At 37.3% G+C, this 13,275-nt stretch carries 9 protein-coding genes; 7 read left to right on the plus strand and 2 right to left on the minus strand.

What is annotated here, in order from left to right:
• Positions 1–25 precede the first annotated feature (25 nt).
• Positions 26–1,840, plus strand: coding sequence for a translation elongation factor 4 (gene lepA / locus BLQ66_RS09905; RefSeq protein ID WP_027432102.1), 1,815 nt, complete (start codon positions 26–28; stop codon positions 1,838–1,840).
• On the plus strand, positions 1,830–2,987 hold the full coding sequence (hemW, locus tag BLQ66_RS09910) for a radical SAM family heme chaperone HemW (RefSeq protein ID WP_074522021.1): 1,158 nt from the start codon (positions 1,830–1,832) through the stop codon (positions 2,985–2,987). The genes lepA and hemW overlap by 11 nt, the downstream gene beginning before the upstream one ends.
• A 137-nt stretch (positions 2,988–3,124) precedes the next feature.
• Here the strand turns inward: hemW and BLQ66_RS09915 are convergent, their stop codons facing one another.
• Positions 3,125–3,946, minus strand: a complete 822-nt coding sequence (locus tag BLQ66_RS09915; RefSeq protein ID WP_074522022.1) for a helix-turn-helix domain-containing protein — start codon at positions 3,944–3,946, stop codon at positions 3,125–3,127.
• A 422-nt stretch (positions 3,947–4,368) separates the two neighbouring features.
• Between BLQ66_RS09915 and nifJ the strand changes: the two genes are divergently transcribed.
• The 5 genes from nifJ (at position 4,369) to BLQ66_RS09940 (ending at position 11,277) form a co-directional block, all read left to right on the plus strand.
• The gene (gene nifJ / locus BLQ66_RS09920; protein WP_074522023.1) at positions 4,369–7,944 is read left to right on the plus strand and encodes a pyruvate:ferredoxin (flavodoxin) oxidoreductase; all 3,576 of its coding nucleotides are present in this window, start codon (positions 4,369–4,371) and stop codon (positions 7,942–7,944) included.
• A gap of 177 nt (positions 7,945–8,121) precedes the next feature.
• Positions 8,122–8,676, plus strand: coding sequence for a DNA-3-methyladenine glycosylase I (locus BLQ66_RS09925; RefSeq protein ID WP_074522024.1), 555 nt, complete (start codon positions 8,122–8,124; stop codon positions 8,674–8,676).
• Positions 8,677–8,866: 190 nt separating this feature from the next.
• The gene (locus tag BLQ66_RS09930; protein ID WP_074522025.1) at positions 8,867–9,100 is read left to right on the plus strand and encodes an HNH endonuclease; all 234 of its coding nucleotides are present in this window, start codon (positions 8,867–8,869) and stop codon (positions 9,098–9,100) included.
• Positions 9,101–9,102: 2 nt separating this feature from the next.
• On the plus strand, positions 9,103–9,609 hold the full coding sequence (locus BLQ66_RS09935) for a hypothetical protein (protein ID WP_074522026.1): 507 nt from the start codon (positions 9,103–9,105) through the stop codon (positions 9,607–9,609).
• A gap of 27 nt (positions 9,610–9,636) precedes the next feature.
• Positions 9,637–11,277: a hybrid sensor histidine kinase/response regulator gene (locus BLQ66_RS09940; RefSeq protein WP_074522027.1), complete on the plus strand. Its 1,641-nt coding sequence runs from the start codon at positions 9,637–9,639 to the stop codon at positions 11,275–11,277.
• A 111-nt stretch (positions 11,278–11,388) separates the two neighbouring features.
• Here the strand turns inward: BLQ66_RS09940 and dnaK are convergent, their stop codons facing one another.
• Positions 11,389–13,131, minus strand: coding sequence for a molecular chaperone DnaK (gene dnaK / locus BLQ66_RS09945; protein ID WP_074522028.1), 1,743 nt, complete (start codon positions 13,129–13,131; stop codon positions 11,389–11,391).
• Between the last annotated feature and the right edge of the window lie 144 nt (positions 13,132–13,275).

Here is a 13,275-nt window from a genome sequence, read left to right on the forward strand (position 1 = left end):
TTAATAGAAAAGGAATGTAATTTTTATGGCTAGCATTAAACAGGAAAATATTAGAAACTTTTGCATAGTCGCACATATTGATCACGGTAAATCAACATTAGCAGACAGAATTATTGAGAAGACAGGACTTTTAACTAGTAGAGAAATGCAGGAACAAGTCCTTGATAATATGGATCTTGAAAGAGAAAGAGGTATTACAATTAAGGCCCAGACAGTAAGAACTGTTTATAAGGCAAAAGATGGTGAAGAATACATTTTCAACTTAATTGATACTCCAGGCCACGTAGATTTTAACTACGAGGTTTCAAGAGCACTTGCTGCTTGTGATGGTGCTATCTTAATCGTAGATGCGGCACAGGGTATTGAGGCTCAGACTTTAGCTAATGTTTACTTAGCTCTAGATCATGACCTAGATGTTTTCCCAGTAATTAACAAGATAGATTTACCAAGTGCAGAGCCACAAAGAGTAATAGATGAAATTGAAGATGTAATAGGAATTGAGGCACAGGATGCTCCTCTTATTTCGGCTAAGAACGGAATTAATATTGAAGAGGTATTAGAGCAGATTGTAACTAAGATTCCAGCTCCAACAGGAGATAGAAAGGCACCACTTCAGGCCTTGATTTTTGATTCGATTTATGATGCCTATAAGGGTGTAATTATATTTGTAAGAGTCAAGGAAGGAACTGTAAAGAAGGGCACTAAGATTAAGATGATGGCCACAGGCGCTTCAGAAGAAGTAGTTGAGGTTGGTTATTTTGGTGCAGGCCAGTTTATTCCATGTGATGAACTTTCAGCCGGCATGGTAGGTTATATTACTGCAAGCATTAAAAATGTATCTGATACCCGTGTAGGTGATACAGTAACAGATGCTAATAGACCTTGTAGTGAGCCACTTCCAGGTTATAAGAAGGTTAATCCAATGGTTTATTGTGGTCTTTATCCTGCAGATGGTTCTAAGTACCAGGATTTAAGAGATGCTCTTGAAAAGCTACAGCTAAATGATGCTTCGCTTTTCTTTGAACCAGAAACATCCATTGCCCTAGGCTTTGGTTTTAGATGTGGTTTCCTTGGTTTATTACATCTTGAAATCATTCAGGAAAGACTTGAAAGAGAATATAATCTAGACCTTGTAACTACAGCACCAGGCGTAGTTTATAAGGTACATAAAACTAATGGTGAGGTTATTGATTTAACTAACCCATCTAATATGCCAGATCCTTCAGAAATTGACTTTATGGAAGAACCATTTGTTAATGCTGAAATCATGGTAACAACAGAATTTGTTGGTCCTATTATGAAACTTTGTCAGGAGAGACGTGGTATCTATCTTGGCATGGAATATATTGAGCAGACAAGAGCTCTACTTAAGTATGAATTACCACTAAACGAAATTATTTATGATTTCTTTGATGCCTTAAAGTCTCGTTCAAGAGGTTATGCTTCTTTTGACTATGAAATGAAGGGTTATGTAAGATCTAAGCTTGTTAAGCTTGATATTCTTATTAACAAAGAAGAGGTGGATGCCCTTTCATTTATTGTATTTGCTGGCAGTGCTGAAGAGCGTGGAAGAAAGATGTGTGAAAAGCTTAAGCTTGAAATTCCAAGACAGCAATTTGAAATTCCAATTCAGGCAGCAATTGGAAGCAAAGTCATTGCAAGAGAAACTGTTAAGGCACTTCGTAAGGATGTACTTGCTAAGTGTTACGGTGGTGATATCTCAAGAAAGAAGAAATTGCTTGAAAAGCAGAAAGAAGGAAAGAAGCGAATGCGCCAGATTGGTAATGTAGACATTCCACAGAAGGCGTTTATGAGCGTTCTAAAATTAGATGAAGAATAATAATCAATTAGGGATATATATACATATCCCTTTTTGTGTGCAGAAATGTATTTATTGTGATTTTTTATCTGCACCAGCAAATGAAGAAACAAAATATAGCTATGTTCACGCACTCATTAAAGAGATTGAAAAGACTTCAAAGGATTTTAAGGATAGGGATGTCAACAGCATTTTCTTTGGAGGCGGAACTCCTTCAACCCTAGATCCAATCCTGATAGTTGAAATCATGGACGCCCTTAGAACACATTTTCAAATAAATGAATTCGCAGAGGTGAGTCTAGAGTGCAATCCAGGAACCCTTGATGAAGATAAGGCTTATATTTATAGAAATGCTGGAATTAATAGAATAAGCTTTGGCTTGCAGTCGGTAAACAACGACGAGCTTAAGATGCTTGGTAGAATACATAGCTTTGAAGAGTTTAGAGATAGCTTTAGACTCGCTAGAAACTACGGTTTTAACAATATCAATATCGATATTATGACAGGCCTTCCAGGGCAGACTAAAGAGAGCCTAGAAAAGACCTTAAAGACTGTGCTTGCCTTTAAACCTGAGCACATCTCCGCTTACGGACTTATCCTTGAAGAGGGTACTAAGCTTTTTGAAAATATAAACAATTACCCAAGTATCCCATCTGACGAGGATGATAGAGACATGTACGAGCTTGGCAGAGCCCAGATAACTAAGGCAAAGCTTAGACAGTACGAGATTTCAAATTACGCAAAGAAGGGCTATGAGTGCATTCACAATCTAAAGTACTGGAATAGAGAAGAGTATTTAGGTTTTGGTATTGGCGCTGCAAGCTTTGTAAATGAAACAAGATATTTAAATACTAGAGATATAAATGCTTACATGGACGCTTTGAATAAAAAGGACATGAAGCTAGAATCCATTAGAGAAAATGTGGAAAAATTGGACATCAATGATGCCAAGGAAGAATTTGTATTTTTAGGACTTAGAAAAACGGATGGCATCTCTCTAGAGGACTATAAAGAGCGCTTTGGAGAGGACATAAATAAACAATATGAAAAAGAAATTGCAAGCAACGTGGAAAAAGGTTTACTTGTGCTTGAAGGCGATAGGATGAAGCTCACAAGAACTGGGGTGGATATAAGTAATAGTGTGATGGCGGACTTTATAATAGGCTAGGTAACGCAGATGGGGCGTTGTAGTTAAAAAAGACACGATACATATCAAAAGTATCGTGTCTTTTTTTAGTATTCACTACGCCGTTAGCAAGCACCCTCGCGGTGACATTTCCCCTCCGGCCTTGGCGCCATAGTAATCTACTTTCCTTCCTTCTCCCTACAGAGAAGCTCAAAAGCTCTTGGTGTATTCTGCATCATTTTCTTAAAATCCCTATGGAAGTGAGCCTGATCAGAATAGCCGTAGCCATTTATTATCTTTCCAATTTCAAGGTTTGGATATTTAATCATTTCCTTAACAACACACTGGAAGCGAATTAATTTTGCATATTCCTTTGGTGTAAGGCCATATGTTAAGAAGAAAATTCTTGTAATATGTCTTGATGAGTAACCATATTTGTCTGCTAATGAAAGAATAGGAAGTGTTCCTTTGCTTGCGTTAATATCATCTACGATATCATTAACGATTGGCGAGATAGGAACGAAAGTCTTACTCTTTGATAAGTAATTTGTAAAGGCCTTAACTCTTTCCTTTGAAGACTGGCTAGACTTTAGGTTGTCGATTAATATTTTCTCAAAAGAATCCTTTTCTGGTGCGTAATCTGAAACTGTATCCTTAAGTAATACAGGATAAGATTCTGCATCAGCGCCCTTTCCAAAATATGCCCCCTTTTCATCGAAACGTACACCAAAGAAATGCTTGTAAGCCTTAAGCTTTATTTCTTTGTATTCTGATTGAAGACCAATGCAATAAAATGTTGCATTTTCATTATCATCATTATAACCAATAATCCAATCGATATATGGTGATGGTACAACTCTTAAATTAAGAGAGCTTGGTCTTTTAGCGTCCAGCTCGTAAATCATCATACGAGATGGTGTGTAAAGAGTAGTTGTTGTTACCTTAAATGCACTTGTGTCTAAGTCAAAATAAGGCTGAATCATGTTGCTAGTAGTGCTCATATTTCCCTCCTTTAAATATTGAACAAACTGACTTTTTTTATCATAAATATTTCTATCTATTTTAATAATAGTACAATTATTCAAAAAGTCAATAAAAAATGTCCATTTTTTTCAAGAAATACAAATTTTTGTAAAAAATGGATGGCAAATTAAATTTTTCACAATGTTTTTTTCAATGCCAAAACTATAGTTACACTAAAATATTTGTCTATTTACTATTAATATGGTTATATTATTATCAAATTACGATAAAAATTTAACTAAGTAAATTAAAAGTATACAATTTATAGGGAAAATTTATGTATTTTATTTAATTCTTGCCCTTAAATTGTTTACTTTTTTGTGCTAAAACTATAAAATATTATATAGTCGACGTTATGTAGTACTATAACGTCAAGCATCAAAAGGAGGATGAAAATATAATGGCAAGAGTTAAACATTCTATGGATGGTAACACAGCCGCAGCTCATGTAGCATATGCCTACACAGAAGTAGCTGGTATCTATCCAATTACACCATCAAGCCCAATGGCTGATGTAGTGGATCAGTGGTCTGCAGCCGGTAGAAAGAACATTTTCGGAAACACAGTTAAGGTTTCTGAGATGCAGTCAGAAGCTGGTGCAGCTGGTACTGTTCACGGTTCATTAGCTGCTGGTGCACTTACAACAACATTTACAGCTTCACAGGGTCTTTTACTTATGATTCCTAATATGTACAAGATTGCTGGTGAGCAGTTACCATGTGTATTCGACGTATCAGCTCGTACAGTAGCTACACAGTCACTTAATATCTTTGGTGATCATAGTGATGTATACGCATGTCGTCAGACAGGTTTCGCAATGCTTTGTGAAACAAACCCACAGGAAGTTATGGATCTTTCTCCAGTAGCTCACTGTGCAGCATTAGAAGGTAAGGTGCCTTTCCTTAACTTCTTCGATGGTTTTAGAACTTCTCATGAAATTCAGAAGATTGAAGAATGGGATTACGAAGATCTTAAGGATATGTGCCCAATGGATGCAGTTGAGGAATTCAGAGCTCATGCTCTTAACCCAGAACATCCAGCAATGCGTGGTTCTCATGAAAATGGTGATGTATTCTTCCAGCACAGAGAAGCATGTAATACAGCATACGATGAACTTCCAGCAGTAGTAGAGAAGTACATGGCTAAGGTTAACGAGAAGTTAGGTACTAACTACGACTTATTTAACTACTATGGTGCAGCTGATGCAGATAGAGTTATTATCGCTATGGGTTCTATCAATGACGTATGTGAAGAAGTTATTGATTATTTAACAGCTAAGGGTGAGAAGGTCGGCCTTGTTAAGGTTAGATTATATCGTCCATGGTCTTCAAAGAGCTTACTTAAGGTATTACCTAAGTCAGTTAAGAAGATTGCTGTTCTTGATAGAACAAAGGAACCAGGTTCTCTTGGTGAGCCACTTTACCTTGATGTTGCTACAACACTTCGTGAAGCAGGCTTAAATGACATCACATTAGTTGGTGGTCGTTACGGTTTAGGTTCAAAGGATACTCCTCCTTCATCAGTATTTGCTGTATATAAGGAATTAGAGAATGACCAGCCTAAGCACAGATTTACAATCGGTATCGTGGATGATGTTACTAACCTTTCACTTCCAGAAGTTAAGCCAGCTCCTATTACAGCTGCTAAGGGTACTGTTGAATGTAAGTTCTGGGGTCTTGGTGGTGATGGTACAGTAGGTGCTAACAAGAACTCTACTAAGATCATCGGTGACCATACAGATAAGTATATTCAGGCTTACTTCCAGTATGATTCAAAGAAGACAGGTGGTATCACAATTTCTCACTTAAGATTTGGTGATAACCCAATTAAGTCTCCTTACTATATTAACCAGGCTGACTTCGTTGCATGTCATAACCCATCTTATGTAATCAAGGGTTACAAGATGGTTCAGGACGTTAAGCCAGGCGGAATCTTCATGATTAACTGCCAGTGGTCAGACGAAGAATTAAATGAACATATGCCTGCAGAAGCTAAGCAGTATATTGCTAAGAATAACATTCAGTTATATACAATCAACGCTATTGATAAGGCTATCGAAATTGGTATGGGTAAGAGAACTAACACAATCTTACAGTCAGCATTCTTCAAGCTTGCTAACGTAATGCCTATCGATGATGCAGTTACTTTCATGAAGGAAGCTGCTAAGAAGTCTTACTCTAAGAAGGGTGACGCAGTAGTTGAAATGAACTACAAGGCTATTGATGCTGGTGTTGACGCTCTTCATAAGGTAGAAGTTCCAGCTGATTGGGCTAATGCTACAGCTGAGAAGAAGGTAGTAGATCGTAAGGGCCGTCCAGCTACAGTTAAGATGGTTAACGAATTACTTGATCCTATCGGATTAATGGATGGTGATAGCCTTCCAGTATCTGCATTTAAGGATTGTGCAGATGGTCAGTTTGAGACAGGTGCTTCTCAGTACGAGAAGAGAGGTACAGCTGTTATGGTTCCTGAATGGGATCCAACAACTTGTGTTCAGTGTAATAGCTGTGCATTTGTTTGTTCACATGCTACAATCAGACCATTTATCTTAGATGCAGCAGAAGTTGCAGCAGCTCCTGATAACATTAAGTTAGCAGACTCTAAGCATGCAGTTGATACATCAATGAAGTTTACAATGTCTGTATCTCCACTTGATTGTATGGGTTGTGGCGAGTGTGTTACTGTTTGTCCTGCAGCAGCTAAGGGTGCTCTAAAGATGGTTCCACAGGAATCACAGGCAGCAGAGCAGCCAGTATTCAATTACTTAGTTGAAAATGTTGGCAAGAAGGAAATCAAGCCAGTATTTACAGATACAACACCTATCGGTTCTCAGTATAACCAGCCATTACTTGAATTCTCAGGTTCATGTGCAGGTTGTGCAGAAACATCTTATGCTAGATTAATTACACAGTTATTTGGTGAGCATATGTACATCTCTAACGCAACAGGTTGTTCTTCAATCTGGGGTGGTCCAGCTGCTACATCACCATATACAGTTAATAAGGATTCATTAAAGGGACCAGCTTGGGCTAACTCATTATTTGAAGATAACGCTGAGCACGGTTTCGGTATGTACTTAGGTCAGAAGGTATTAAGAGATCAGGCTATTGCTAAGATCGAAGAGATGGCAGCATCTGATAAGGCTTCTGCTGAATTTAAGGCAGCAGCTAAGAACTTCCTTGACACTAAGGAAGATACAAAGAAGAACTCTGATACAGTTGCTCCATTAGTAGCTGAATTAGAGAAGGCAGCAGCTAACGGTTGCGAAATCGCTCCAGAAATCCTTGCTAAGAAGGATTACCTTGCTAAGAAGTCTGTATGGATCTTCGGTGGTGATGGTTGGGCTTACGATATCGGTTTCGGTGGTCTTGATCATGTACTTGCATCTGGCGAGAACGTTAACGTTATGGTATTCGATACAGAAATGTACTCTAATACAGGTGGACAGGCATCTAAGGCTTCTAACATCGGTGAAGTTTGTCAGTTCGCTGCAGCAGGTAAGGAAATTGGTAAGAAGTCATTAGCTGAAATCGCTATGAGCTATGGTTACGTTTACGTAGCACAGATCGCTCTTGGTGCTAACCCAGCTCAGGCTGTTAAGGCAATTGCTGAGGCTGAGGCTTATCCAGGTCCATCACTTATCATTGGTTATGCTCCTTGCGAACTTCACGGTATCGCTAAGGGTGGTATGAACCACTGCCAGGATGAGATGAAGTTAGCTGTTAAGTCAGGTTACTGGAACTTATTCTCATTCAACCCTGCTAACAAGGCTGAAGGTAAGAACCCATTCACACTTACATCTAAGGAAGGTGACGGTTCATACCAGAACTTCTTAAATAACGAAGCTCGTTACACAAGACTTGTTAAGCCATTCCCAGAAAGAGCTGAGAAGCTCTTCGCTGATTCAGAAAAGGCAGCTAATGATAGATTTAAGCATCTTCAGAAGCTTGTTGCTCTTTACGGACAGGAAGACTAATAAGGTTTTAAATTAAAGATATAACTAGGGATTAGTTATTAATATAGTTGGTACGCAAGGGCCTAAGGGACAGTTTATCTGTCTCTTAGGTCCTTTTTTTATCATTAAAAATCTGGTTTAATGCGGTTAAGTTATGGTATACTTAGCTTAGTGAATAGATGTTTAGGAAGTGGATATATGTCAAAATGTGGTTGCGGTTGGGAGTTTTCCTCAGACCTTATGATTAAATACCATAATGAGAAATGGTGTAAGATAGAAAAAGACGAAGATGAACTCTTTGCTATGTTGGTTTTAGAGACAATGCAGGCAGGTCTTAGCTGGTCTTGTGTTATAAATAAGGAAGAGGCCATTAGAAAGACCTTTAAAGGCTTAGCTCCAAGAAAAGTTCTTTCTATGCCTAGGGAAGAAATAGAAGCGGCGTATGAGAATAAGGATATTATTAGAAATAAACGAAAGATCGACGCTATATTTTCAAACGCTAAAGCCTTTATAAATATAGAAGAAGAGTTCGGGTCTTTTTACAACTATATATGGAAATTTACAGAGGGCAAGGTTATTGATCATAAGCTAGAAAGCCTAGATAAGATGCCAGCTAATAATGAGCTGTCAGATTTAGTTAGTAAGGACCTTAAGAAACGAGGTTTTAAGTTTGTAGGTTCAACTATAATTTATTCTTATCTACAGGCCATTGGTGTGATTAATGACCATTTGATAAGCTGTAGTTATAGATAGGATTTAGCATGTAAAGTCAAGACTCGCTCGCGAGTCTTGCGCGCCGGATTCGGGTCTGCTTCAGCAGACAAATTCCTGTCTGAATCCGTGCGCATCCTCGCGGAGCGTTTAACTCAGTCGGAGCTTGTACTCCGACTGAGTTAAATACAGAAACTAATTTATGAATTTATTAGACGAAAGGAGTAACGTTATGGATAATACAGATTTTTTTGAGGACATGAGTTGTTGCGGACACAATGGTATGGAGGTTAAGTGGTCTGACACTTGCGGAATTTGTGGTAAGAAGCTTGTGGGAACTGACAGAGTGGTAGATTATATTGTTTTTCCAGAAGATGGCGGTTCTAAATCTATTGACAATCAGTTTTACATTTGCAGAGATTGTAAATATAAAAGACAGGATAAGGGAACAAAGGTTAAGAAGTAGTTATGTCATCATATTTTGAAAAGGCCTTATCAAATTTCCTTTCGGAATTTACCACCACAGGTTCTATAAAGCATTTGGTAGATAGGGGCATGACCTTAGATCAAATCATAGAGAATATGGACTATCCAGCCTCAAGAGAGAAGGTTTCTAGGCAAATGTATGAATACATGCTAGAGGCCAAAATTTTGGTTGAAGATTTGGATATGAGTAAATATAATATAGTGGAATATAAAAGCAGGAACGAGTTGTCTCACATTGTATCTAAATATGGCAAAGAGAGGCTTTATTTTATGTGCCCTTTTGGATATTTAGTAAAGAATAATAAAGAGGAATTGTTAAGACTAACTAGTTGCCTGACAAAGCGTGAAGCTGACTATATTTTAGGCATACCATGGATTTTGAATAAGACGTATCACTGCGCGGATTTAAGAATGCTTGAAATCGCCTCTGAGCTTATGGATAAAAGAGATTTAAAGCTAGAACTCTATCTTAATAGGGAGCTTTTCTAAAAGTGATATGTAAATTTGGGAGGATATATGGATAAGTTGACAGATTCAATTATAGAAGCAGTATTTTCTAACTATATTGAAATCTACGAGATTGATTTGGAAAATGATTACATAAAACTTGTATATTTACAAGATAAGGCACTTAGCTTAGGCCTTGATAAAGAAGGGGTTTATAGCGAGTTTAATAGAAAATATTCAAGAGAAAGAGTAGAGAAGGAATACGCAAGAGAGCGTGAAAGACGTGGAGCCCTTGAGAATTTACGAAAGGAGCTAGGGGAGAAGGAAAGCTTCGAATTTAGCTATACAGTTAATTCTGACAAGGTTAGAACAGTAGAATTTAAGCGCCTTTTAATGGATGATAACGGAAAGCCTATTAAGGCTTTAATGGGCTATAAAAGAATTCTAGATGATAGAGCTGAGGTTTTTAAGCTTAAATTAGAGAGAAAAAAGCACAGAGATCTTTTAGAGGAAAAGCTTAATGAAGCGAAAGCTGCAAGCCTTGAAAAGTTGAGATTTCTATCAAACATGTCCCATGATATAAGAACACCTATTAGTTCAATGATGGGCTATATTAACTTATCTAAAACTCACATCGACAATAAGGATTTGGTTTTAACTTATCTTGATAAGATGGAGAGTAACTCAGAGCAGCTAATCTCCCTTATTAATGATGTTCTTGATATTTCAAGGATTGAGAGCGGCAGGGCAAGCATTGAAGAATATCAGCAAAGTCTTTATTCAATTATTGAGGAAGTTAAGGACTTGATTGATCCTATAGCCCAGTCAAGAGAGCAAAACTTTAATGTAAATATAGAAGTGGAAAATGAAGAAATTCTAGCAGATAAGTTAAGACTAGTTAAGATTTTATCTAACATCCTTACAAATGCTGTGAAATACACACATAGATGTGGGACTATAGATTTTACAATTAAAGAGGATTTAGAGAGGAAAGAAGAGGGCTATGTAGCTTATCTTTTTGAAATAAAGGATAATGGTGTGGGTATTAGCGAAGAGTTTTTACCACATATTTTTGATCCCTTTGAAAGAGAAAATGATAGAGAAATCGCAGCCATACAAGGAACCGGCCTTGGCCTTTCTATAGCAAGGGAATTAACTAAGATGTTATCTGGTGAACTTGAGGTGGAAAGTGAGAAATATAAGGGCACAAAGGTAACAATAGCCATGAAGTTTAAGCTCTTTAGACAGGATATCCTTGCTAATAAGCCTAATTTAATTCACGAGTCTAACTTTAGAAGAGCCGAGGATTTGGCTAATCAGAGAACTTTTGAAAGAAAGAGATTTTTGATTGTGGATGATAATGAGGCAAACCTAGAGATTTTGTCTACATTTTTACAAGACCTAGGAGCTAGTACAGATACTGCAACTAACGGTTTTGACGCCCTAAATAAGTTTAAGAAGAGCAGAATCTATCAGTATAATGCGGTGCTTATGGACATTAAGATGCCTATTATGAATGGAAACGATACAACAAGGGAAATTAGAAAGCTTTCCAATAGAACCCTTGCTGCCGTTCCTATTGTGGGTATTAGTGCAAATGTATATCCTCAGGATAGATTAGATTCCCTTGATGCAGGAATGGACGCCTATTTAGTAAAGCCTGTTAATACCACAGAACTTATTAGAGTTTTAAAGGAAGTAATGCTCTAAATTTTGTAAATAAAAGACATATTAGAGTTGAATAAAAAAGACATAAAAAATGCTATGTAACCAAAAAGGGGTTGTTACATAGCATTTATTTTTTGACCGTATTTATTCTATTTATACAAGACTATTTAGCTCTGTTGCAAGATTATCAAGATTAGATGCGATATTGCTATCTAGCTTATCTATCTTTGTCTTTGCAAGGGCACGTTTTAAGTCGTTTATGGAACGCTTAACTTCCTTTTTCTTTTGCCTATCCCAAATCTTTTTATTTGCTTCTAAGAGATTTACAGCATTGTTATAAGCCTTAGTTGCTTCATTATAGCTATCAATATAGCCCTGGTAGGCTTCATCCTTTTTACCATAGATTTCAGCTTCCCACTTTGCCTTTGCAATTTCTTCCTCTGTCATGTTGTCATTAGAAGTGATGGTAATGGATTGCTCATTTCCTGTACCTAAATCCTTAGCAGATACATTTACAATACCATTGGCATCAATATCAAAGGTAACTTCAATCTGTGGGATACCAGCGGCAGCCCTCTTAATTCCTGAAAGCCTGAAATTTCCAAGTAACTTATTGTCTCTTGTAAATTTACGCTCGCCCTGGAAAACCTTAATATCAACGGAAGTCTGGAAGTTTCCAGCAGTTGTAAAAATCTGGCTGTGTCTAGTTGGAATAGTTGTATTTCTCTCAATTAATCTACTTGAAATACCACCTACTGTCTCAATAGATAGAGAAAGTGGTGTTACATCCATAAGTAAAATCTCAGAAGCTTTAGAACCAGGAACTAACTGGTTTCCTAGCTTACCGCCCTGAATTGCAGCACCTAATGCTACACATTCATCTGGATTAATATTTCTTGTAGGTTCCTGTCCCATGATTTGACGAACCATGTTTACTACAGCAGGGATTCTTGTAGAACCACCAACTAAAACTACCGAATTAATATCATTTTTATTAAGACCTGCATCCCTTAGGGCATTCTCCACTGGTGGGATGGTTCGCTCTACTAGGTCCTGACATAGTTCTTCAAACTTAGCTCTTGTAATATTAGATTCTAAGTGATATGTCTGGCCCTTTTGTTGTGTAATAAAGGGAAGATTAATATTAGCGGTTGTGGCGCAGGAAAGGACCTTTTTAGCATTTTCCGCTTCTTCATATAAACGTCTCTTTGCAGCGTCATCCTTTGCAAGATTAATTCCATTGGCCTCTTTAAATTCCTCTATTAAATATTCTACAATTCGCTCATCAAAGTCATCGCCACCTAGGTGATTGTCGCCGGATGTGGCTAAAACTTCAATAGTGTTGTCATCAATTTCAATTACTGATACATCAAATGTACCACCGCCTAGGTCATAGACCAAAATCTTTTGAGATTGTCCATTATCAAGTCCATAAGCTAGGGCAGCAGAAGTTGGCTCATTAATTATTCGAAGAACGTTTAGACCTGCAATCTTACCAGCGTCTTTAGTGGCTGTTCTTTGAGCATCGTTAAAGTAAGCGGGAACAGTAATAACAGCATCTGTAACTTCTTCTCCTAAATAATTTGAGGCATCTTCTTTAAGTTTCATAAGGATATATGCTGATATTTCTTGAGGGGTATATACTTTTTGGTCGATCTTTTTAGTGAAGCTTGAACCCATATGTCTCTTTATTGAGAAAAATGTTCTGTCAGGATTAATAGCTGCCTGTCTTTTGGCTAAATCTCCCACTAATCTCTCTTTATTCTTATCAAATGCAACAACTGATGGAGTTGTTCTATATCCTTCTTTATTAGTGATAACTACTGGCTTATCACCTTCAATTACAGCAACACAACTATTTGTGGTGCCTAAGTCAATTCCTATAACCTTACTCATAATCTGCCTTCCTTAGAAAATATTCATCTTTATTTAACTCTATTGTAGCATGTCCCAAGAAATATAAAATGGATAAAAAATGATAAATGATAAAAAAAGTATAAAGAAAATTATAGGTTTAATTTTAGCCTAAAATATGGTAAC

Source organism: Lachnospira pectinoschiza, assembly GCF_900103815.1.
GTDB classification, from domain to species: Bacteria; Bacillota; Clostridia; order Lachnospirales; family Lachnospiraceae; genus Lachnospira; species Lachnospira pectinoschiza_B.